Raw genomic sequence first — 22,050 nt, forward strand, 5'->3', positions numbered from 1 at the left:
TTATGCAAATGTACAGAGAAATGGAGAGATTTCGAATGAAGTTGACAAACGAGCAAGCTGCAGGACGGATTATGGTAGCGCTGGATTATCCAGATGCAGCAGCGGCAGAGCGTTTAATTGCCGACCTGCAGGGCATTCCTTGTTATATAAAAGTGGGGATGCAGCTGTTTTATGCCGCAGGTCCTTCATTTGTGAATAGCTTGAAAGAGCGAGGCTACTACGTTTTTCTTGATGTCAAAATGCATGATATTCCGAATACGGTCAAAGGCGGGGCAAATAGCGTAACGAAGCTTGGCGTAGATATGTTCAACGTGCATGCTGCTGGCGGAAGCGCAATGCTTGAAGCGGCTTTAGAAGGGGTAGACCTTGCCCTAGCAGGCAGCGGACAGCAAAGGCCGACCGTTATCGCGGTTACCCATTTGACTAGCACGAGCCAGTCGACGCTTAACGAGCAAATCGGCATTGGCGGTACGGTGGAGTCGGCGGTTCTTCGCTATGCGGAGCTGACGAAGAAGGCAGGACTAGATGGCGTAGTCGCATCGCCTTCCGAGGTTGAAGCGATCAAAGCGGCATGCGGCGCAGCTTTCAAAACGATTACGCCGGGCATCCGTCCGGCAGGCGCAGCCGTGAACGATCAATCGCGCATTATGACGCCTAGCGAAGCACTTCGCCAAGGCACTGACTATCTGGTAATCGGCCGTCCGATTACAGCGGCACCAAGTCCAAGAGCAGCATTAGAATCCATTATTGAGGAGATGACTTCCTATGAGTAAATTAACTTTATCCGAATTGCCAACTCAAATTGCCAAAAGCTTGCTTGAAATTGAAGCCGTCGCGCTTCGTCCGAGCGATCCGTTCACTTGGACATCAGGCATTAAATCGCCGATCTATTGCGATAACCGGCTTACGATGACTTACCCGGAAATTCGGGACTTGATTGCAGAAGGTTTCGCGACGATCATACGCGAAAATTATCCTGATGCAGAGGTTATCGCGGGAACTTCGACAGCCGGTATTCCTCATGCTGCATGGGTCGCGCAAAAGCTTAACCTGCCAATGGCATATATTCGTGACAAAGCGAAAGGCCATGGCAAGCAAAACCAAATCGAAGGTCGCGTTAACCCTGGACAGAAGGTTGTGGTCATCGAGGATTTGATCTCGACAGGCGGCAGCTCGCTGAAAGCTGGACTTGCTGTGCGTGAAGCCGGCGCGGAAGTGCTTGCCGTGCTAGCGATTTTCACCTATGAGTTCGATTCTGCGGTACAATCGTTTGCCGATGAGAAAATGCCGCTTGCAACGTTGTCTAACTACAGCGCTTTGATCCAAACGGCTGTACAACTCGGTAAAGTAGCTTCCGAAGATGTGGCTGCCTTGCAGGCTTGGAGACAGGATCCGCAATCGTTCGGTAAATAAATAGGAATAAGAGTCATTGAAGGGCGTGCTCGCAATTATGTGAGCACGCTTTTTTTGTGATAATAATCGGGAATTCGACAAAATTTTTTAAATATTGATCCTGATGATCTCTTATTAATTATTCAGTTTCCCGATAAATAATAATAGAACTATTTTTATGAATTGAGGGGCGGGTTTTTTATGAAATTATCTGTAAGATTCAGGTTGGCGTTGTTAGCGATTGTTCCACTACTCTTCTATGTAGGCACCAGTCTTTATTTGCTTGGGGAGCAGAGGTCCGTATTTGATGAAATGAAGGAACAAATTTATGGAACAACCAATAAAGTAGATACGTTAATATTGAATGCAGATCGAGATATGTACCAAGCTTACCAAGCCTATCTGAGAGTGGAATCAGGCAGCTTGGATCAAGCTGCGGCGGATGAAGCCCGAAAGGAATTGGCGGAAAATCTAAAACAGGTGGACGAGCGGGTAGCTGAAGCGCAAGCGATCGTATTCGCGAAAGGACTGCAAAAATTAACAGCAAGCGAGTCGAAGCGCGATATCAATCAAACGTTGATCGAATTCAGAGCTAATTTTAATTTTTGGTCCGCAGCAGCCCTAAAAGCAGTGGACGACGGCAACAACAAATTCCAAAACAGCCAGATTGATAAAAGCTTCGTTACGAGCCGCTCTGGCATTGATGAGATCGGGCAAGCCATTGATATCTATGCGGAATCAACTATCGCACACATAACGTCTCAATTGGATAAAACTCAGCTGTACATATTGATTGGCATTATTGCGGTTACGCTTGGATTATCGATTGCCGTCTTCATTACGATCCGTCACATTATGAAAACGATCAAAAGCGTCGTGTACAAGACGGAGAGGGTAGCAGAAGGGGATTTGACTGTTCTTCCTGACCAGAAATACAGCAAGGACGAGCTAGGCAGCATTTCGAAATCGGTTGATCACATGATTGATGCGATGAAGCGGCTCATTACCGGCATTGCCGTCCATGCTTCTGATGTTACGAAATCAGCTTCCCAGCTTACTGTGGCATCCAAAGAATCGGCAGCAGCGACTGAACATGTCGCACTGAACATTCAAGAAGTAGCTAGCGGCTCCGAGGTTCAGGCGAGAGGCGCGGAGGAAACATCCAGAGCGATTGAGGAAATGACGATCGGCATTCAACGAATTGCTGAAAATACAGCTTCTATTGCCGATAAATCGACGTCCACGTCGCAGCAAGCTGACCTTGGCCATGAAGCGCTGCTGCGCTTGGTTGCTCAAATGGATGAAATGACCGTTGTCATCAGCAAGCTGTCGGAGACGATCGGCACGCTGGAGCACCGCTCCAAGGAAATTGGCGCCATTGCCGAGAATATTACAAGCTTCTCCAACCAAACGAATATATTGTCGCTTAATGCGTCGATTGAAGCCGCTCGCGCCGGCGAGCATGGCAGAGGTTTTGCGGTCGTGGCAGGAGAGATCCGCAAGCTTGCCGCGGGCTCCCTTGCATCGGCTGAGGGCATTCATCAGCTCGTAGACGTGACTCAGAAAGAGATTGCGGGAGCCTCCGATTATATGTCGCAAACGATTGAAGAGATGAAGCTAGGCAGCGAGCGCGTTAAGGAAGTTCGTCAAAATCTGGATATCATCTTGAATTCCATCAATGAGATGAGCGAGCAGATTCATGAGAATTCCTCGATCACTCAGCAAATGTCCGCCAGCTCCGAAGAGGTCAGTGCTTCGATGGAACAAACGGCTGCGACTGCTGCCGTCAACCTGGAGAAGACGGAGAGCGTTGCCGCGGCAACGGAGGAGCAGCTTGCGCTGATGGACAACATTTCATCCTCCGCTGGTCATTTGGATGAAATCGTACAAGAGCTGGACCTTGCCATTTCACATTTTAAAGTGCAGTAATGCGCTGCAAAAAGCTGCTAATAGCGTGATGCGGAAGCATTCGCTAAAAGCAGCTTTTTTACTTTGTAAACTTTTTAAAATATGTTTCTTTTTGGCGTAACTTTTTGAGCATGTCCTTCGTCTATCATGTAAGATTAGAATTATGAAAGTTGGTTGAGGAGGGATCGGAAGCGCTAATGGCTATTCCGCAGGAAGAAGAACAAACAACAGAAGCGCAGATTGAACCCGCTGTTGAAAGTCGCAGTCTACTTACCGTAACCGATGTAGAGCGTACATTTCAAGTTGGAGGTTCTCCTCTGCATGTATTGAAGGGCATTCGAATGGAGCTCAAGGAGCGCCAGTTAGTTATGCTTAGGGGCAGATCGGGTTCAGGCAAGACGACGCTGCTGAATTGCTTAGGCGGGCTGGATACGCCGAGCAAGGGTGAGATTTTGTTTAATGGTTTGCCGTTTCACAGCATGAGCGATGATCAACGCACGTTAGTCAGGCGCAAGCACATGGGCTTTATCTTTCAAGCTTTTGCACTCATGCCTCTTTTATCTGCACGGGAGAACGTGGAGCTTTCGCTTCGCATGGCTGGCGTTCCGCGCGCAGAGTGGAAGGATAGAGTTACCCAGTGCCTCGAGCTTGTTGGACTCGAGCGGAGGATGAACCATCGTCCCTTCGAGCTCTCAGGCGGCGAGCAGCAGCGTGTGGCTATCGCTAAAGCAATCGCTCACAAGCCGATGCTGCTTTTAGCCGATGAGCCTACTGCAGAGCTTGATACAGGTATGTCAGCTCAAATTATGGCCGTTTTCCAAAATATTATTCGCACTGAACAAGTTACAATTTGTATGACTACACATGATCCTACGATTTTGGAGGTTGCCGACCGTGTCTATGAAATGGTGGACGGAAAGTTTATTTAAGCGTTCAATGGTTGTTGTTATGAGTGTTTCCTTATTATTTGCAAGCGGGTGCTCCTTGCTTCCGCCTGAAAAAGAGGAAGAGGTATTGCCTGAAATCGCACCGCCGCAAATATCCAAGAAGCCGGAGTACGAGGTGACGACTGCCACGCTTGAGACGAAGGTGCAAGTAATCGGTAAGTTGATTTCCTTGGAAGAGGAAACTTTGTTTTTCACACTAGACGGCAAGCATTTGAAGGGCGTGTATGTGAAAGCAGGAGAAGCGGTTAAGGCCGGCCAAGTGATCGGTGAGCTGGACGTCGATGACTTGGTCAAAACGCTTCGCCTGGAGAAGCTCGCTTTTAAGAAAGCAGAAATAGAAATGAAAGATACGCTTCGTCTGCGCGATGAGATGGATCAATTTGAGTTCGAGGAGAAGTCGATTGCATTCGAAGAGCGCAAGCAGAAGCTTGTTGACATGGAAGAGGAAATAGCAAAGGCGAGCTTGAAGGCGCCATTTAGCGGAACGGTGGTTACGCTCAACGTAGCGAAAGGCGACCTGATCAAAGCTTATGCTCCGATTGCGATTGTAGCGGACACGAGCAAAATTACAGCAGCCGCAAAGCTATCGAAAACAGAGCTTGAAAAAATCGCTGTCGGGCTTGAGGTATCGGCTAACATTAGCAACGTGGGTACTTTTAAAGGCAAAGTAAAACAGCTTCCGATCAAAGTAGATGAGAACAATAATGGCGGCAACGGCGGCAATCCTGGCGTGACGAAGCCGGAGCGCCCTGAAGACTTCCTCATCGTCGACCTTAAGGATTTGCCAAAAAACTTAAACAGAGGTACGCCGCTATCCATTAACATCATTACGAAGCGCACAGAAAACGCCATCGTTATTCCTCCTTCTACGCTTCGTTCCATTGGATCGCGTACTTACGTGCAAGTTATTGATGCTGACGGCAAGCGTGAGGTGGATGTAGAGGTCGGCCAACAGACCGCGACGCAGATCGAAATCCTGCAAGGTTTGAAGCCGGGGCAGAAAGTTGTAGGTCGATAGCCGATGGGTATTCCGCTGTTTCGTTTTTTGTTCCGCAAAATGTGGAACACGCGCTGGCTAACCATAAGCACGCTGGCGGGGCTGACCTTAGCGGTTGCTTTTGCGACCAGTATACCGATGTACGCGGATGGCGCGCTCAAGAGAGTCGTAGCTGAATCGCTGCAGCAGAAGAGTTCCGGATTACCGGCTGGCTCCCTGCTCATGAGGTATCAATCACCCGCTGGCGGGAAAACGGATTTATCGGCGCTGTCGGAGCTTGAGAACTATATCAAGGATGGAGTGCCGAAGGAGATTGGCTTTCCGTTTCAAACATACGTTAACAACTATTCCATTCGCAGCACAGAGGTTGTGCCTGAGGATCCTTCAAAGGTAGATGCTGGGCGCAATCGCCAGCTCACGATTATGACCATGTCCGGGCTTGAGGGAAATACGGAGCTTACGCAGGGCAGATGGTTCGTGAACACTGAAGGGGATGGAGAGATACTCGAAGCGGTTATGTTCGAGGAAGCGATGTATCGCAATGATGTACATATCGGTGATATTTTTGAATATCCGGTATTCGGCGGGTTAGACCTTACTTTACGGGTCAAAATCGTCGGAGCGGTTAAGCCGCTTAGTGATACGAGTTCATACTGGTATCAAGGAATGGAAAGCTTGCTGAATACGTTGCAAATTAGCAATCCGGCGTTCGAGAAGTACCTGCTTGCTAAGAAAGGCATTCCGCTTCATAACGCCAGCTGGTATTATGCTTTCGATTTATCGGAGATTCAAACGAGCCAATTATCGCCGCTTGGCAGGACGCTTGAGCGCCTCAATATTGAGTTGTATCAGCGCCTCAAGGATACGCGAGTAGAAATATCCTTTGCGTCCACGCTTACGGAATTTAAGAAGCAGAGCCTGCAGCTGCAAACGCTGCTGTTCACGCTTGCCGCACCAATGCTGGCAATGGTATTTTTCTTTATTGCAATGAATGCCCGCCAGTCGCTCGATAAACAGCGCAGCGACATAGCCGTGCTTCGAAGCAGGGGAGCGGGAACGCGGCAAATTATTTGGATTTATTTGCTCGAGGGATTGTTGCTTGGCGGCATAGCGCTTGCGAGCGGCCCCTTTATCGGCTGGTTCATGGCGAAGAGCATAGGATCGGCCAATGGCTTCCTCTCTTTCGTCAATCGAAAGTCGATTCCGGTGGGCTTCTCTACGGAAGCGATAATCGCAGGCGGCGCAGCAGTGCTGCTTGCTCTTCTTGCGACTATTATTCCAGCAATCATGTATGCAAGGTCATCCATAGTCAGCTACAAGCAGGATCTTGCCCGTTCAGACCGCAAGCCGGCATGGCAGCGATGGTACCTTGATGTGTTATTGCTAGCTGCTGCCGGTTATGGCTGGTATATGTTCAATGAACGGCAAATGCTGACGTTCAAGACGGGCATGACGACAGATCAATTAAATGTACAACCGTTTTTATTCTTTGTACCGGCTCTATCCATTTTCGCACTAGGTTTATTTTTCTTGCGGCTGTTCCCATGGCTATTGAAGCTCTTCACATGGCTCGGACGCAAGTTTTTACCGGTGCCGCTTTATTTGACGCTTACTCAGCTTTCTCGCTCGTCAAAGGGCTATTACCCGCTTATGATTTTGCTTGTACTAACGCTTGGGCTTGGCGTATATAACGCGTCGGCTGCTCGAACGATCGATTTGAACTCGACGGAACGGACGCTTTATAAATACGGCGCCGACGTTACCATTCAAACGGTGTGGGAAGGCTCTCCGGAGATTACGACGAAGCCGGGCAATAATGGCGGAGGCAATGGAGGAAACGGCGGAGGTTCAGGCGGAGGCGGCGGAAATGGCGGTGGCGGAAACGGTGGTGCCGGAGGCGGCGGAAATGGCGGTGGCGGAAACGGTGGTGCCGGAGGCGGCGGAAATGGCGGTTCTGGTGGCGGCGGTCAAACCGTGCCAACAAAGGTTTTGTTCAGCGAACCGCCCTTCGAGCTGTTCCGTTCCCTTGACGGGGTAGAAGCGGCAGCGCGCGTACTGCAAGCGAAGGGGAGCGTCGTCATCTCAGGCAAATCAATCGGCCAAGGCACGATAATGGGTATCGACAACGTCGATTTTGCCAAGGTAGGCTGGTTCCGCAACGACTTGTATGCCGCTCATCCCAATGTTTATTTAAACAATTTGGGATTGTATGAGCAGGCTGCGCTTATTCCATCGAAGGTAGCAGAGAAGTATCAGCTTAAGCTAGGGGACCCGGTATCGGTTGGATTCCCGGAGGGCAAGGTTGATTTCGTGGTGGTTGGCATTTTGCCTTACTGGCCTAGCCAATACCCGGATAAATCGCCATTTATCATTACGAATTTGGATTATATTTACGATCAGCTTCCGCTTATCCCTTATGAAGTATGGCTGAAGATGAAACCGGACGCGAAGGTTGCGCCGATCGTCCAAGAGCTTCAAAAGGCAGGCATAGAGATCGCTTCTATTAATGATGTTAGAAGCGAGCTGATCATACAATCGAAGCTTCCAACCAGAGGCGGGGTTTTCGGCATACTGAGCTTGGGTTTTCTGGTTTCAGTCATCATTACGCTTGCTGGTTACGTACTCTTTTGGTTCTTTAATCTATCGGGGCGTGTCGTTCAATTTGGCGTACTGCGCGCGATGGGGTTATCCCGCAAGCAGCTCACAGGGATGCTGCTGCTTGAGCAGCTGTTCACAGCTGGCCTAGCCATAGGCTTGGGTGTTCTAATCGGGAAAGCGGTTAGCTTGCTCTTCCTGCCGTTCCTGCAAACGACGGAAAATGTGGCCGAAACGGTGCCGCCATTCAGGGTCATTTTCGAATCGAGCGATACGAATCAATTGTTCATCGTAGTCGGATTTATGATGCTGATCGGCGCATTGCTGCTCTTCCTGCATATTCGCAGGCTCAGAGTGCATCAAGCGGTTAAGATGGGAGAAGAACGATGACAACAGCGATGATCGATTGCGAAGGTCTGGTGAAAATTTACAAAACAGACGATCTAGAGGTCGTCGCCTTGCAAGGCTTGAATTTGAAAGTAAACGAAGGCGAGCTTATGGCTATCATCGGCAACAGCGGCAGCGGCAAATCGACGCTGCTGAACACGCTGGGCGGTCTTGACCGCCCTTCTGCCGGGCAGGTGCATGTAGGCCCATGGGATTTGCTTAAGATTACGGAAGAGGATCTCGTGAAGTATAAGCGGGAAACAGTAGGTTTTATTTGGCAAAATAATGCCCGGAACCTGCTGCCTTACCTCTCCGCGCTTGAAAACGTAGAAATGCCGATGATGTTATCGGGGAAAGTTGATCGGCCTTATGCGAAGCAGCTGCTTGAATGGGTCGGCTTGAAGGAGCGCATGCATAACAAGCTCCATCAGCTATCAGGCGGGGAGCAGCAAAGGGTTGCCATCGCGATCTCGCTGTCGAACCGTCCAAGGCTTCTGCTCGCTGATGAACCTACCGGTTCCGTCGATACGGCAACCTCAGATTTAATTATGGGTATTTTCCGCAGGCTGAACCGCGAGATCGGCATTACGATCGTGATCGTTACGCATGACTTGACGCTTGCTGGCAAGGTAGACCGCGTCGTAGCCATTCGCGACGGGTTAACGAGCACGGAGTTTATTAAACGAAATCCGAACATCAATCTTGATGGAGGTGAGGCAGAGCTTCCGGCTGCTGCAAGTGGACTTCAATCTGTCCATGAAGCCTATGTCGTTGTAGATCGAGTTGGACGGTTACAAGTGCCGAAGGAGTATTTATCCGCCTTAAACATTAAAGACAAAGCAACTATGGAATTTGACGGTGAGCGGATTATTATTACGCCGCCTAAATCATTGGGGGGTTAATCAAATGAACAAACAACGGTTATCAGGCATGCGGATTCGAAAATTTACTTTGGTAAGCCTAACGCTTGCCTTGCTTATCGGCTTGCTTGCCGCATGCAGCGGCGGCTCTAATGAGTCGGCAGAGAAGCGGGTATTGCGGATTGGCGTACTTTACGGCGGATCGGATAACGAGCCTTATTTCCGCCAGCAGTACACGGATATGTATGAGATGTCGCATCCTAACATCACGTTTGAAATCGTAGGCGCAATCAACTATGATGATCAACGTTTTGAGCAGCAAGATCAATCCAAGCCTGCGGCGCAGCCTGATCCTTACGAGAAGATGAAGGAAATGCTGAGCGGCACAAATCCGGTAGACGTGGTCGTGCTTGACTACAATATGCTTCGCAGATTGACGCAGGATAACCTGCTTCAGCCGCTGGATCCGCTTGTTACGCAAGACAAATTTGATTTGAGCGATTATGTTCCAACCGTTATTGACGGAATTAAAGCGGCAGGCGACGGCAACCTTTACGCGTTAACGCCTACGTTCAACTCTTCTGCACTTTATTATAATAAAAAGATGTTCACTGAGGCAGGTGTTACTCCGCCAACAGACAAGATGCAATGGGCAGACATTCTTAACCTTGCGCGTCAAGTAGCCAAAGGCGAGGGAGAAGACCGCAAATTTGGATTCTCGTTTAACCGCTGGCCGTCAGATGGCTTTAACGACACACAAGTCTACAGCCAAGCGCTGCAATTGAAAATGTGGGATGACAAAGCAGAAAAAATGCTTGTTAACAGCGACCAATGGGAAGGCGTGTGGAATACGGTAGCATCGCTTTACCAAGAAGAGGTTGTTCCGACACAGGAATTCATTAACAAGATGTACGAGAAGCAAAGCGCTGAAGGCGGAAATGACCCTTTCTATGGTGATTTGTTCATCAAAGGCAAAGTTGCGATGACAATCGGTGACTACGGCTACATTAACGAACTCAAAAAAGCAGCGGACAACGCTTCTAAAATCAAAGACTTTGAGCCTGTTGATTGGGATGTCGTAACCGTTCCTGTACACCCTAATGATCCTGATGTAGGCGGAAGCATCTCGCTTAGCCAACTGATGGGGATTAACAGCAAAGCCCAAAATGATAAAGACGCTTGGGACTTTATTAAATTTTCAAACAGCAAAGAATGGGCGAAGCTGAAGTCGAGAAGCCTTTATGAGATGGTTGCACGCAAAGAGTTTTTGACGCCAATCGGCGGCTTGCAATACAACATGAATGCTTTCACTACGCTTAAGCCGCTGCCGCCGACTAGCTCGGATGCTGATCAAATTTATCGTACAAAACCAGGCGTTTGGGAAGCGCAACAGCCTGGCTACGAACTGTTCCAAGAAGTAATCAAAAAGACGAAGACAGCAAAAGAAGCACTTGCCGAGTGGGAAACTCGAGGAAATGCTGTGCTCGAAAAAATCAAAAACAATCCGACCGGAGAAGCTACCGGTGGCGGCCCTTCTATTGAAGTGATGCCGAGAGGATAATTTATTAATACCGTAAAAAGCCCGCAACCGACCTGAGCGTCGTTTGCGGGCTTTTTCTTATCCAGATAGATATTTAGTCTATCCTCTTAACAGAAACGATTGATAAGCGGTCCAGGAGCCGTTATCGGTCTGGTATAACAAGTGAACGCGGTCGATTTTGGAGGCGAGGTCGATCGACTGCATGCGAAGGTTGCCATAAAGATCGTGAAGCTCATCAGCGGAGAGCTCTTGCCCGATCGTGACATGCGGCGTATAAACGTACTTTCCTTCGTTCGTTATCAATGGACCGCTGCATACTTGCTCTTGGAGCTTCTGCATGGCATCTGTGTCTTGAAGCGCTAGATAGAGAACATGATTAACGGGATAGAAGGTAGACACCCGGTTCAAATGGATAGAGAATGCGGGCAGCTTTGAAGTGACCTGCTCTAAATGAGCAACAGCAAGCTGCAGCTGCTCTTCCGTCCATTCCTCTGCGTCTCTAACCGTTAGATGAGCAGGGATTGCTGCGTAATGCGGATCATGGCGTCTGCGCCAGCTATTAGCGATATCTTGCACATGTTTCTCCGGGAAAACGACTATTCCATATAACATGGCTATCAGCTCCTTCATAATGACCTAATTTGAGTATACCCGATTTGATCGAAATATAAGAAGCCCGAGGGAAGGATTAAGTGATGCATGCTTGTATTATCCGAATTTATGGGTATTCTAATGGCTACAACCTTTGTTGTTGTGGCAAATACGCTGCTTATCCTATAAAAACAGTGGGGGGATTCGCATGAGATGGGTGTACTGGGTTCGCCTATACGAAACGAAGTTTCAAGCTGGTTGCCTAGTTAGAAGAATGGAAAATGATTGGTGGGTTTACGGCTATGAATGCCCGAGTGAGGTAGAAGTTTTTAGATCCCGCAAAGGGCGGTTTGGCGTTAGATTTATTCCTTAAAAAAAGAAACAAAAATAAATTAGAATATTTTGCTTGACTTAAAACATCCCCATATAGTATATTATTTTATGTCGCCATTTCAAGAAGCTTTGCTCAAATGGATATACGTCGCGGGGTGGAGCAGCCCGGTAGCTCGTCGGGCTCATAACCCGAAGGCCGCAGGTTCAAATCCTGCCCCCGCAACCAACCTTTCGATTATTACGTTGAAATATACGTTTTTCGAGGGCCCTTAGCTCAGTTGGTTAGAGCGGTCGGCTCATAACCGATTGGTCGGGGGTTCGAGTCCCTCAGGGCCCACCATTAGCAAAACCTTCTCATTATGCCGGGGTGGCGGAACTGGCAGACGCACAGGACTTAAAATCCTGCGGTGGGTGACCACCGTACGGGTTCGATTCCCGTCCTCGGCATACCTACTTACATAAGGGTTTTCCTTTGACAGTAGCAATCCTAAAAACCATAAAAAATGATGAATCCTGTGTACCAGATTGTGGCTCTGCTAGCCGCACAGGACTCATCACGTGAGATCCTTTTTCGCACTATCTGTATCCCAAATACAGGTGAAGGCGAAGGAGGATTTTTTAATTATGGCGGTAAGGATGAACAAGGTAAAGAGAGCACCTGCGACAATGGAAGAGGCACTGGATCGATTCATTACCTGGAAAAAAGCGAATGGGATTAGCGATCAGACTATACTGGACTACACGACACATGTTAACTTATTGTTTAAGCGCTATCCTGATGCTAAGGATTCATACGATCTATTGGAACAGGCTGTAGTAGATCATCTTGGACAAGAGGGGATTAAGCCCGCGACTTACAATAATCGACTCGTATACCTGCGTACGTTCTTGAACTGGTGCGTGGAGCATGGCATGCTATCCGATAACCCCTTGAATGGCTTCAAGAAGCGCAAGGATGAAGGAAGGCATGTCAGTGTCGATGAAGAAACGCTTGCCCGTCTTATAGCTCTTCCGAACCGTGAGACCTTTGCTGGGTTAAGGGATTATACTTTATTCTTGCTATTCCTCGACTGTGGGATTAGACCCAAGGAAGCATTCAGCTTGGATGAGGGGGATTTCCACCCGCGAGCCAGAGAAATGCGTGTCGATGCAGCTAAAGCTAAAACTCGTGTATCTCGTACTTTACCATTATCTCCAATGACAGTTGAGGCAATTCAAGAATTGCTGTCTGTTCGTCCTAAGGAGTGGAGCGGAAAAGCGCCTATATTCTGTACAAATGAGGGTAGACCACTGAATAGGCATACATGGGGCGACCGTGTTGAAATGTACTGCAAGAAGCTAGGGACGCACTTATGGCCCTATGCGTTGCGTCATGCATTTTCCATTGTGTTTCTGCGCGGCGGCGGTAATGCATTTGGATTGCAACAGATGCTGGGTCATGTGGATATGACCATGACCAAACGATATGTACGGCTTTCAGATACAGATGTGCGTGAGCAACATAATACAGCATCCCCGTTGAATCGACTGATACAGCAAAAGGTGAGGGTAGGTAAAATAAAGTAATGCATGCTTAGAAGCACTTTTTGGCTTGAAACAAGCCAAGGTGCTTTTATTTTTTACGTGTAAGCTATTGTATTTTCTCTTTTGAAACTTCACAATTGTAAAAAAAAGTGGAATAGATCGGAGGTTTATAAATGGGTATTAATCCAACAGTACAGCACTTAGTAAATGAATGGCGAAGAGTTTATTCAGGAGATAAACCATTAGATGTGCTTAGAGAAATCGATGGAGAATATACTGCCGAGCTCAAAGAGGAAATGTTACAGTCGGATTTCTTGTACCCAGAACCTTTTTATGGACCCTTCGAGGAAGACATGACAAAAGACTTACTTTTGTTATTAATGAATCCAGGTGGGGTAAAGGATCAAGCCCAATATTCTACAGCCATTAACAAGAACACAATCTCCCGATACACTAGTTGGCGACGAAAAGATTTTCTTCAGGAGTGCGGGCGGTTAGATAAAACAAAGCTTGTAATACCAAGCAAAAGAAATATTTGCGATCAATCGTGTATTCTGCATAATCTGTCATGTGATGGATGTAGATGGAGGCGTACGAGGTATCGGGAGGCAAAATTCGACGTAAATCTCTCGTTTGACCTTATTAATACCATGGAATACATTCCTTACCATTCAAAAAATTACAATGACTTGAGATCAGTTCAACCGTGGTTGTTGAAAGCCAAAACAACGAAAATGGCTTTTGAGGCTGTTTGCGAGATTTCTAGGAATCACTTGGTGAAACACATAATCAGTCTAGGTTCTGCCTGGATCGAAATATTCAGGATCCATGATTTTTTACCTGTTGAAAATATCACTGTTCGAAGTTCAACTGGTACCGCTCTTGGAACATTACTCAGATATCAGATAGGAGATTCTGCGTTACCTATTGTAATCCATTTATATAAAAGAAGAGTAAGGTTTCCTGTAAGACGAAGCGTTGTCAATGAAATGCGCCGAATGCTAGGCGAAACAGAGTTAGGTGACTCCGATCCAGGGGATACAGTCCATAATAACCTGTAGACGATTAATATTGGTGATTTGCGATTCACAAGGACCATCTATTCCACACGCCTCGGCCTGATCCAGTAATTCCTTCTTCAACATCATGCTCACCTCTTGAACAGATTGTAGCCTGTCCAAAAAATGAAAACAATGGATGGTCAATGGGGAAATGAATTCATAGACTCTACTGGACAAACAACATTTAAACACTATAGCCGCTTACTATTCTGACAGAGGCAGTTCATGATACGATAGGGGAAATGTGACTGGAGGGATACAGGATGAGTAAGGGGAGCTGTAGGGAAGAGCTATTGCTGGCAACCAGATCGATTATTAGAGCCAAGGGAGATAATCGGTTTACGTCTAAGGAAGCAATTGAGTATATGAAGAGGAACAATACGATATATACTGAATCGACGATAAGGACTCATATCACTTCCAGGTGTTGCAGTAATGCCAAGGACCATCATGCTGTTACATACAACGATTACGAAGCTCTTGGCAAAGGCGAATACAAGGTCATAAACCTATAGGAGAAGGCAATCATGAAGATTATACTGAGCAGGAAAGGATTCGATTCATCTGCTGGGGGATATCCAAGCCCGCATCTTGTTGATTCAGGAAGATTAATCTCTTTTCCTATCCCCGAAGATGAGGAAGTGAATTCAGGTGTAGGCTACTCCGATTTAAGGGTTGACCAGAATCATACATACCTCGATCTGATGGAGCAGCTTGGAATTAAGAAGTACTCCAACGGTACATACGTACATCTCGACCCAGATATCAATGCTTCAGTAATGCAAAGGAAGCATCCTGAATGGAGAGGGATATTCGTTCAGTCAAGCGCGGCTCAGTCTCATCTAGCCAGAAAGAACATTCAGATCGGAGATTTGTTCTTATTCTTTGGATGGTTCAAGGATGCTGTCAGGACGGCGGCTGGGTATAAATACGTTAATGGGACCCATAGACATGTCATTTGGGGCTATATGCAGGTAGGAGAGATTGAGCCAATCGATAAAGTAGGACATTACGATAGCTGGAAGTTGCCTCATCCTCATTACTTGTATCGAGACAGGGATATGAATACTGCATATATTGCCGCACTATCATTGTCATTTAACAATTCCATACCAGGATGTGGTACGTTCAAATACGATGATTCTTTGGTTCTAACCCTAGAGGGACAGCGAAAACGATCCGTATGGAAACTGCCGCACTTCTTTCATCCAAGCATGGGGACTAGAATGAGCTATCATGAGGACTTATACAGTAAGTCGGGGAGGCCAGTCTGGGAACTACGTGATAATCATTGTACGTTGCAGTCGGTAGGCAGAGGGCAAGAGTTCGTCATTGAAGGTAATGACGAAGTAGTGAAATGGGCAAAGGATTTGATTCAGCGGCAATTATCTTGAAGAATCATGAACAAGTGGTAAACCAGTAAAGGCTGCGAAGCGTTCAGCCTTGACTGGCGGCTTATACCACTTATCCACCCCTCCTTGGCTGACAAGCCGAGGGACGGCTCACACCGAGTGACGGGGTGAAGCGGGCGTGCCCCCTGCGTATTCCCTTGTATGTTCATTCTCAATTTCAATTAGCGGAAAGAGTTCGTCGATAATGGTTGCCAACTGTTGCTTTTGTTCTTCAGTTGCAGGTGGGCAATTCGATTCCTTCTGTAGCTCTATGAGCTTCATACGTTGCCGTAATTCCTCTAGTTCATCTTTTGTCGGTTGGGTCGCTTCGATTTCTACTTCGTTCTTCTGGGCTTGTTCCCTTTGTTCCTGCTTGCGTATACGATACTCTGACTGGCGATCGCGAAGTACAGTAAGAACAGCGCCCAAATCCAATGTCCTAAGGAAGGTATCCCGTGTGTAATTAATGTCAGCAAGGAGTGCTTCGGTGGCCTGAGTCTTCTTTGCAACACGGTAGTATTCGACATTCAACTTATCCTTCATACCAAAGCTGTACAGTTGCTTCATTTCGTGTCCAATAAGTTTGTGTGGTATGGAATTGGCATCTGGATCAATCTCGCGGTATGCATCCAGCTTCTGCTTAAAGAAACTTATCCATATGTCACGAGCTTTTTGATCATTCGCTACGGCTTCGTCACCAATCACCCACTCATCGACGAATCTTCCACCGACAAGCTTCGATCTTTTCACTCGGTGCGTTTTTGTAGGTGAGTCCGACACTATGTATCCATTGTTATGCAGAAAGTTACGGATGCGAGTGCAGGTAGCTTCTACAGCCTTGTACTCAAGCCCGTACTTAGCAGCCAGTTCGGTATACAGTTCAACACTGAACTTTACATAGCTACCTTCACTGCAATGCACAATGTCTCGGCCACTCATTATCATGTCAATGTACTCTGCACCTACGGGACTATAACGCATCACATCTACTAATAACATGCGGTAGAATCCAGCGGGAATGCGTATGGTGTAAATAGCACCCTTACCTTTACCATCTACAGTAACGACATCTGCTCCCATATCCTCAAGTCTCTGTCTGCGTGTACTAACTGTCTGCTTCATGCAGTGACTTTCGCTCCATCCAGTAAAGCTAAGGTACTGCTCATGATTCAATGTAACTGTATCCATGTATTGTAACTCTCCTTCTCATAGTGCTAATCTGCTACCTTCTGCTGCATCCATAGTTTGTATTCCACTAAAGATACGTTCTAGTAGACCGCCAGTCATCAGCATCATTGATACTGTCTACTGAGTGCTGATTCGTGACTTTGTCACCCTACCCCCCTTAGTTTGCAGGATAGTAGTATTTCTAACTGTCTGCTGTATCCGCTATTATATAATAACCTGCATTTTAAGGGGGGTTACTATTCATGCATCATATCTGCGGTTCTAGGATACTGATTCCGATTCTTTCATGCATGGATTGTAACGGTCGAAGCTTTCTGCTGATTAAGTTGCTTTAGTACATGGTTGTAACTGGTTGTATGCAAAGATGTGCATGAATAATACGGTGTATGCACTCGCTTATCGGTTCTGGATAGAATCTTGTTGCGGATGCCTCGTTACGTTACTGCAATAATGATTCTGATTGCTCAGATGCTTTCGAAAGTTGAATGCATCGGAGGGGGAGGTTTGACTGCGTGCTAATTTCTACGCATCAGTTGCTTCAAATTCTTACCGTGATCTGCGCAAGTTAGCGCCACAACAAGATTTGAATCTGTCCACGAATGAACAGGTTCACATAAACGGCAAATCTAATTAATGCGCACCTTCATCCTCGTCCATATCCTTAGCGATAACCGTCTTTATGTTTTTGCTTAGTACAGAACGTCGAAGGCGAGTATTCATTCGCTCCTTAAATCTGGCTTGATCATCTGCTAACTTACCGCTTGCTATATAACTTTGGATGGAGGCGAGCGCTTCCTCTGGAGTAGATTTCTTTTGTTTAAGTTCCTTCATTGCAGCTTCCTTCGCCTTTATCTGCAAGTGCTTGCGACCGAGAAGGCGAATGAGTTGGCTGATCTGCTTCCTAATGTCTTCAATATCTTCCTCATCAATTGCTGTCCGTTCTTGTAGTAAATATGCCATTGTGGGATTACTGTCATTTCCCACAAATATTTTCATGTCTACTTCGATGCTGAATTCATCGGAAGCAAATTCTGGTTCGATGTAATCGGGAAGCTCATCATTGTCTTCTTTGTCATAATCGACCTCCGATATATCTCTCCCATTCATAAACGCTTCATTCTGTTCTTCGATCCAACGCTGTTCATCTGCCCTTCTTCCAAGAAAGAAGGGCTGTACTGGCTTATCCTTTTCAAAGATGTCCAGTGGCACATTGTAATGCTGGGCTAACTTCCGAATGGTATCCATTCTTGGTTCTTTGCCGCGCTCCTCAAGGAAATAAAGGGTTTGGTAAGAGATGCCGTCGACTTGTTCGGCTACTCTCTTCTTCGTGAATTCTTTCCTATATATCTCATCCAGCTTCTCCCTAATCCACTTAAGCTTTTGGGCATTATCCTTAGACATCAGCTCGATAAGTTCATCGTGCTTTATCTCCCGACCATACATAAAATCACCTCTTTCATTATTATACCACATTTGTTTGGACAATATAAATACAATCAATATTTTTATAATAAATATTGATAATAAATTTATGTCAATATTAATATGGACAAAAGAAAGTAGAGTATGGTAGTATTAGTCCATCACAAGAGAGGAGTAGATAAGGAATGAAGTTGTCGTTGAATCTGAATTGGAACGCTATAGCAATGGACTGGGCCTTTCTGGAGTATGAACATCTGGAAAAGTACCTGGAGTCGATTGCCGAGGAAGTCAAAGAGCATGGTTTCGCTAAGCTCGATGGTGTTATTCGGAATGGTAAGCCACACGGGACTGTCACGCTGTTCATGGTTGGCGGAATCGTACAGTTTTGGTGCGAAGATGGTGTCCCTGCACGTCAGATGAAAATTTTATTCACACAAAGTTATGTATTTGAAGGCATCGTTCCGTGCGGCGAGGGTACACTGACGTTTCCGAATGGTCATCGGTATGAGGGCAGCATGTATCATTGCCGTCCACATGGGGAGGGAATCTTCTATGTTAAAGATGGGGGTTACGTCAAAGGCATCTGGAAGAACGGATGTATGGACGGCCTGATGACAGTTGTTGATGTGGATGGTAATCAATCTGAGATCGATGCAACAGAGTAGAGATTATCAATCAAACTTGGGAGGGTTAATATTGATGGGTACATTTTATGCAATGGTTCGAGAAAGCGGCGTGTTCTTTTGCGAGTTATTACTTAAAGACTTCCAACAAGCTAGCATTAAAGATGTTCCTGTTATTCATGAGATGGAGATCATTACAACTGAGGGACGGAATATCGCACACGATGGAAAATGGATTCCCATCCATACTGTTGAAACGCTGACAGCTGCACCCAAACCGAGGGCGAAGATTGGTTCAGTGGATAAGGCTACGGTCATTAGCAGAATCCAAGAGCATCTAAACCATCAATCGGATGAAGTAAGTGAAGTGACGATATCCAATACGTCTTCCCATTGCGAAGAGATCGGCGGCAGAATTGCAAAGCAAGTGGTTAGTACGATTGAGGCGCGAAATTACTTTGACGAGCATCTGGTCGAACTTGGCTGGCAGGTTGCAAAAGCTGGAAAGGACTTCATCACTCTGAAACGCATGCCCTCCGTCGAGGAAACTGCTGAGGAAGAGGTGAAGGCAGCGCTTGAGCAAGCAGTTGATCATCAGGTAGTTGAGACGGAAGAGGGAAGCAAAAGGAGCTTTCTTGAAAAGCTACTGCGATAGGGGGAGATTACCGTGATTAGACGATTATCAAAGGAAATGATTCTAGCTAAGGATTCGGTTTATACACAGTTTTGGTAGCGACTATAATGTGTAGGCTTGTCATTTTATCATCGGCCACATACATTGACGGAGAACTACGAGCCGCCAGTAGAGGTGGCTTTTTTCTATAGTATGAACTTTATTAAGGATCGTACAAAGGAATTTTGTTGCACTCTGTGGAACCAATATGGATGGAGGATATTTACTTATATTACGAGCGAGTGGGGGGATATCATCTGAGTTCACTGTTCAAGCAACTGTATCATCTGCTCAGCCGTTCAGATAGAAATCAGCTAGAGGATTACCTTACTGAGATTTTTGCTCAGGTGCTGAATAAGGAAGAACTGCTGCATGATTTTCTGAATACACTGACCGATATTAAAGTGGGAACAACGAATATCCGTGAGGTAACAACACAGAAAACATATAACAAGCAAGTGGATCATTTAACCGATAGTAGGCCTGATTTGCTTATTCGATTTTCGGATGGCGGACAACCTCATGTTTTATGTATCGAAAACAAACTAGGTACAGGAGAAGGAGATCAGCAACTTAAGCGATATGCCGACCATCTAAGAAGTTATGAGACTGATGGTTGTCAGACACATCTTGTATACATAACGAAGCTACACGATCCCAAGCAGAAGAAAGACATTATTAGTAGTGGGGCGGCCACCTCATTTCACCAAGTTAGATGGTTTCAAATATACAATTGGCTAAAGCGCCATAGAAGCGAACTCATTGATTTATTACTGGAGTATATGGAGGAGATGCAGTTGAACGACAGCAGACGGTTTGTACCACAAGATATATATGCAATTCAGCACATGGAACGCTTGATTAGAATGATGGATGGCTGTCTAGAAGGCAAGGTTGAAGAGACGGTATCCAATCTATTTAATAGATCAACTGGTTGGACTAATCGATTTGCCCAGTTAAAAGAGTATTACCGTTACATGAAGCAAAATGATCAGGGTAACTTTAGTGTCATTAACTTTGGATTTTATATTACGGATGATGAATACACTTCCGTTTGCATCATGTTTGAAGTGAATCCAAAATGTCCGAAACGTGTGGATATGATTGCGGCAATGAAGGAGTTTGTTGAGAGCAATGAGGGTTGGTTTTCTGAGGATTTGGATGACAACACAGCTTGGGCTAACATCTATTGCGAAAAGAGTCTTTTGGATTTCTTGTCAGCAGAGGATCATATTGAGGCTATTCAGGCGTATTTTATTACCCATTTGACAGAACTTTACTCATTGAAGCAGCAACATCCAGAATTCGATTGGAAATCAAAAGAGAGCAGTGTTACTGTATGAAGCTGGGACAAGTGTCGTACATAGATGATATTCGTTCTGTATGGGTGAATGAAGCTAGGGACTTTACACCTTGGCTCGCGGAAAACCTTGATACATTAGGTGCTGAGCTCGGAATGGATATTGAGTTAATAACCACTGAGCATGGGATCGGTTCTTTCTCTCTTGATATTTATGCTAGGGAAGTTAATACGGGACATTCAGTAGTTATCGAGAACCAATTGGAAGCAACGGATCATTCGCATTTGGGGCAATTAATTACTTATGCATCTGGTGCTGATGCCAAGATCATCATCTGGATATCGAGAGAAGTCAGGGAAGAACATCGAAAAGCAATTGACTGGCTTAACCAGGTATCCAATGAAGATACTCACTTCTTTGCAGTAGAGATACAAGCCATTACCATAGATGGTTCATTACCCGCGCCATTACTCAAAGTGAAGGCTTCACCTAATGAATGGGGAAAAGCACAGAAGGCGATTGTGTCTGGTGGAAGCGGGGCAAAGACTCCGAAGCAAATGTACTATCATGAGTACTTCACTAAGTTCCTGGCAGAACTTAAGCAGCGCAAACCTCATTTTACGAATGCCAAGTCGGTTGGTTATGATAGTTGGTTTAGCTTCAGCTCTGGCAAGACAGGATTTAGCTATACGGTCACATTCCGTAGCGGAAATCGATTCTCATGTGAGTTTTACATTGATATGAATGACAAGGAATTGAACAAGGCTAAGTTCGATGAGTTGAGCGAGTACAAACCAGAAATAGTCACTGTACTCGGTGAGTTGTCTTGGGAAAGATTGGACGATAAGAGAGCGTGCCGAATAGCAGCATATATGGATGCAACCAGTGAAGGTTCAATGATCGATTGGGGAATAAGGACTCTGATTGCTTTCAAGGATACATTTACGAAATACCTATAGTTGCTGGAGGGACGGGAAAACCGTCCCTTTGTTAATTTTCGCTCTTGAGTTGTTTGGCCGCGAAGATCACCTTCAATTCTGTTGCTTTAGGAAGTCGAAGTATCGATTCACAGCAGTTTTGTATGAGGCTGTCCCTGTACGAATATTACCATCAATAGGAATGGAATGCCGTTGTTTAGCGCCAGACCGTTCATCAGAAGAACCGTATGAAAGTCTATCTAGGAGCAGTCTCCCTTCATCCTGGTAATAATGATTAAATATTGATCCCTCGTGTTCACTCACTGTTCGACATCTAGAGATATTATCTCGCTGCACAGCAACATTTCTTGTTACTCCCTGAAGATATGTTCTGAATTCC

At 46.1% G+C, this 22,050-nt stretch carries 19 protein-coding genes and 3 tRNA genes; 19 read left to right on the top strand and 3 right to left on the bottom strand.

Annotation, left to right across the window (positions count from 1 at the left end; genetic code table 11):
* The first annotated feature begins 35 nt into the window (after positions 1-35).
* The 8 genes from pyrF to ADU23_RS21020 all read left to right on the top strand — a co-directional run bounded on the left by pyrF (position 36) and on the right by ADU23_RS21020 (position 10,647).
* A complete protein-coding gene (pyrF, locus tag ADU23_RS20985; protein WP_053375525.1) occupies positions 36-773 on the top strand; it encodes an orotidine-5'-phosphate decarboxylase in 738 nt (245 codons plus the stop codon).
* Positions 766-1,413 carry an orotate phosphoribosyltransferase gene (gene pyrE / locus ADU23_RS20990; RefSeq protein WP_053375526.1) on the top strand — a complete coding sequence of 216 codons (648 nt, stop codon included), beginning with the start codon at positions 766-768 and terminating at the stop codon, positions 1,411-1,413. The genes pyrF and pyrE overlap by 8 nt, the downstream gene beginning before the upstream one ends.
* 180 nt (positions 1,414-1,593) lie before the next feature.
* Positions 1,594-3,321, top strand: coding sequence for a methyl-accepting chemotaxis protein (locus ADU23_RS20995; RefSeq protein WP_053375527.1), 1,728 nt, complete (start codon positions 1,594-1,596; stop codon positions 3,319-3,321).
* Positions 3,322-3,497: 176 nt separating this feature from the next.
* Positions 3,498-4,229: an ABC transporter ATP-binding protein gene (locus ADU23_RS21000; RefSeq protein ID WP_082197934.1), complete on the top strand. Its 732-nt coding sequence runs from the start codon at positions 3,498-3,500 to the stop codon at positions 4,227-4,229.
* The gene (locus tag ADU23_RS21005) at positions 4,195-5,265 is read left to right on the top strand and encodes an efflux RND transporter periplasmic adaptor subunit (protein WP_231637501.1); all 1,071 of its coding nucleotides are present in this window, start codon (positions 4,195-4,197) and stop codon (positions 5,263-5,265) included. The genes ADU23_RS21000 and ADU23_RS21005 overlap by 35 nt, the downstream gene beginning before the upstream one ends.
* Positions 5,266-5,268: 3 nt before the next feature.
* Complete coding sequence (locus ADU23_RS21010; protein WP_053375528.1) at positions 5,269-8,229, top strand: ABC transporter permease; 2,961 nt, start codon at positions 5,269-5,271, stop codon at positions 8,227-8,229.
* Positions 8,230-8,237: 8 nt separating this feature from the next.
* Entirely contained in the window at positions 8,238-9,128 is an 891-nt protein-coding gene (locus tag ADU23_RS21015; RefSeq protein WP_053377752.1) for an ABC transporter ATP-binding protein, read from the top strand.
* A 4-nt stretch (positions 9,129-9,132) separates the two neighbouring features.
* Positions 9,133-10,647, top strand: a complete 1,515-nt coding sequence (locus ADU23_RS21020) for an ABC transporter substrate-binding protein (RefSeq protein ID WP_053375529.1) — start codon at positions 9,133-9,135, stop codon at positions 10,645-10,647.
* Positions 10,648-10,725: 78 nt separating this feature from the next.
* Here ADU23_RS21020 and ADU23_RS21025 read toward each other — a convergent pair whose 3' ends face one another.
* Positions 10,726-11,238, bottom strand: a complete 513-nt coding sequence (locus ADU23_RS21025) for a 2'-5' RNA ligase family protein (RefSeq protein WP_053375530.1) — start codon at positions 11,236-11,238, stop codon at positions 10,726-10,728.
* Between the two features lie 461 nt (positions 11,239-11,699).
* Here ADU23_RS21025 and ADU23_RS21030 point away from each other — a divergent pair.
* The 7 genes from ADU23_RS21030 (at position 11,700) to ADU23_RS21060 (ending at position 15,529) form a co-directional block, all read left to right on the top strand.
* Positions 11,700-11,776, top strand: a tRNA-Met gene (locus ADU23_RS21030).
* Positions 11,777-11,813: 37 nt separating this feature from the next.
* Positions 11,814-11,890 (top strand) — tRNA-Ile (locus ADU23_RS21035).
* Positions 11,891-11,911: 21 nt separating this feature from the next.
* Positions 11,912-11,997: transfer RNA gene (locus tag ADU23_RS21040), tRNA-Leu, on the top strand.
* 177 nt (positions 11,998-12,174) lie between these two features.
* Entirely contained in the window at positions 12,175-13,116 is a 942-nt protein-coding gene (locus ADU23_RS21045) for a tyrosine-type recombinase/integrase (RefSeq protein WP_063846073.1), read from the top strand.
* A gap of 131 nt (positions 13,117-13,247) precedes the next feature.
* Positions 13,248-14,135, top strand: coding sequence for a hypothetical protein (locus tag ADU23_RS21050; protein ID WP_053375531.1), 888 nt, complete (start codon positions 13,248-13,250; stop codon positions 14,133-14,135).
* Positions 14,136-14,398: 263 nt separating this feature from the next.
* A complete protein-coding gene (locus ADU23_RS34310) occupies positions 14,399-14,650 on the top strand; it encodes a DUF7669 domain-containing protein (protein ID WP_053375532.1) in 252 nt (83 codons plus the stop codon).
* A gap of 12 nt (positions 14,651-14,662) precedes the next feature.
* Positions 14,663-15,529, top strand: coding sequence for a hypothetical protein (locus tag ADU23_RS21060; protein WP_053375533.1), 867 nt, complete (start codon positions 14,663-14,665; stop codon positions 15,527-15,529).
* Between the two features lie 108 nt (positions 15,530-15,637).
* Here ADU23_RS21060 and ADU23_RS21065 read toward each other — a convergent pair whose 3' ends face one another.
* Positions 15,638-16,714: a hypothetical protein gene (locus tag ADU23_RS21065; RefSeq protein ID WP_053375534.1), complete on the bottom strand. Its 1,077-nt coding sequence runs from the start codon at positions 16,712-16,714 to the stop codon at positions 15,638-15,640.
* 630 nt (positions 16,715-17,344) lie between these two features.
* Positions 17,345-18,157, bottom strand: a complete 813-nt coding sequence (locus tag ADU23_RS21070; protein ID WP_053375535.1) for a helix-turn-helix transcriptional regulator — start codon at positions 18,155-18,157, stop codon at positions 17,345-17,347.
* A 164-nt stretch (positions 18,158-18,321) separates the two neighbouring features.
* Between ADU23_RS21070 and ADU23_RS21075 the strand changes: the two genes are divergently transcribed.
* The 4 genes from ADU23_RS21075 to ADU23_RS21090 all read left to right on the top strand — a co-directional run bounded on the left by ADU23_RS21075 (position 18,322) and on the right by ADU23_RS21090 (position 21,692).
* The gene (locus ADU23_RS21075) at positions 18,322-18,801 is read left to right on the top strand and encodes a hypothetical protein (RefSeq protein ID WP_053375536.1); all 480 of its coding nucleotides are present in this window, start codon (positions 18,322-18,324) and stop codon (positions 18,799-18,801) included.
* A 34-nt stretch (positions 18,802-18,835) separates the two neighbouring features.
* Entirely contained in the window at positions 18,836-19,414 is a 579-nt protein-coding gene (locus ADU23_RS21080; protein ID WP_053375537.1) for a hypothetical protein, read from the top strand.
* A gap of 230 nt (positions 19,415-19,644) precedes the next feature.
* Entirely contained in the window at positions 19,645-20,775 is a 1,131-nt protein-coding gene (locus tag ADU23_RS21085; protein ID WP_053375538.1) for a PD-(D/E)XK nuclease family protein, read from the top strand.
* Positions 20,772-21,692 carry a DUF4268 domain-containing protein gene (locus tag ADU23_RS21090; RefSeq protein ID WP_053375539.1) on the top strand — a complete coding sequence of 307 codons (921 nt, stop codon included), beginning with the start codon at positions 20,772-20,774 and terminating at the stop codon, positions 21,690-21,692. Before ADU23_RS21085 ends, ADU23_RS21090 begins: the two co-directional genes overlap by 4 nt.
* Positions 21,693-22,050: the final 358 nt, after the last annotated feature.

It is taken from the genome of Paenibacillus sp. FJAT-27812 (assembly GCF_001273905.1).
Lineage (GTDB): Bacteria > Bacillota > Bacilli > Paenibacillales > Paenibacillaceae > Pristimantibacillus.

What these genes read in the sequence shown, in the direction of transcription:
- pyrF (WP_053375525.1), top strand. Translation starts at nt 36, where the DNA reads ATGAAGTTGACAAACGAGCAAGCTGCAGGACGGATTATGGTAGCGCTG.
- pyrE (WP_053375526.1), top strand. Translation starts at nt 766, where the DNA reads ATGAGTAAATTAACTTTATCCGAATTGCCAACTCAAATTGCCAAAAGC.
- ADU23_RS20995 (WP_053375527.1), top strand. Translation starts at nt 1,594, where the DNA reads ATGAAATTATCTGTAAGATTCAGGTTGGCGTTGTTAGCGATTGTTCCA.
- ADU23_RS21000 (WP_082197934.1), top strand. Translation starts at nt 3,498, where the DNA reads ATGGCTATTCCGCAGGAAGAAGAACAAACAACAGAAGCGCAGATTGAA.
- ADU23_RS21010 (WP_053375528.1), top strand. Translation starts at nt 5,269, where the DNA reads ATGGGTATTCCGCTGTTTCGTTTTTTGTTCCGCAAAATGTGGAACACG.
- ADU23_RS21015 (WP_053377752.1), top strand. Translation starts at nt 8,238, where the DNA reads ATGATCGATTGCGAAGGTCTGGTGAAAATTTACAAAACAGACGATCTA.
- ADU23_RS21020 (WP_053375529.1), top strand. Translation starts at nt 9,133, where the DNA reads ATGAACAAACAACGGTTATCAGGCATGCGGATTCGAAAATTTACTTTG.
- ADU23_RS21025 (WP_053375530.1), bottom strand. Translation starts at nt 11,238, where the DNA reads ATGTTATATGGAATAGTCGTTTTCCCGGAGAAACATGTGCAAGATATC.
- ADU23_RS21045 (WP_063846073.1), top strand. Translation starts at nt 12,175, where the DNA reads ATGGCGGTAAGGATGAACAAGGTAAAGAGAGCACCTGCGACAATGGAA.
- ADU23_RS21050 (WP_053375531.1), top strand. Translation starts at nt 13,248, where the DNA reads ATGGGTATTAATCCAACAGTACAGCACTTAGTAAATGAATGGCGAAGA.
- ADU23_RS34310 (WP_053375532.1), top strand. Translation starts at nt 14,399, where the DNA reads ATGAGTAAGGGGAGCTGTAGGGAAGAGCTATTGCTGGCAACCAGATCG.
- ADU23_RS21060 (WP_053375533.1), top strand. Translation starts at nt 14,663, where the DNA reads ATGAAGATTATACTGAGCAGGAAAGGATTCGATTCATCTGCTGGGGGA.
- ADU23_RS21065 (WP_053375534.1), bottom strand. Translation starts at nt 16,714, where the DNA reads ATGGATACAGTTACATTGAATCATGAGCAGTACCTTAGCTTTACTGGA.
- ADU23_RS21070 (WP_053375535.1), bottom strand. Translation starts at nt 18,157, where the DNA reads ATGTATGGTCGGGAGATAAAGCACGATGAACTTATCGAGCTGATGTCT.
- ADU23_RS21075 (WP_053375536.1), top strand. Translation starts at nt 18,322, where the DNA reads ATGAAGTTGTCGTTGAATCTGAATTGGAACGCTATAGCAATGGACTGG.
- ADU23_RS21080 (WP_053375537.1), top strand. Translation starts at nt 18,836, where the DNA reads ATGGGTACATTTTATGCAATGGTTCGAGAAAGCGGCGTGTTCTTTTGC.
- ADU23_RS21085 (WP_053375538.1), top strand. Translation starts at nt 19,645, where the DNA reads ATGGAGGATATTTACTTATATTACGAGCGAGTGGGGGGATATCATCTG.
- ADU23_RS21090 (WP_053375539.1), top strand. Translation starts at nt 20,772, where the DNA reads ATGAAGCTGGGACAAGTGTCGTACATAGATGATATTCGTTCTGTATGG.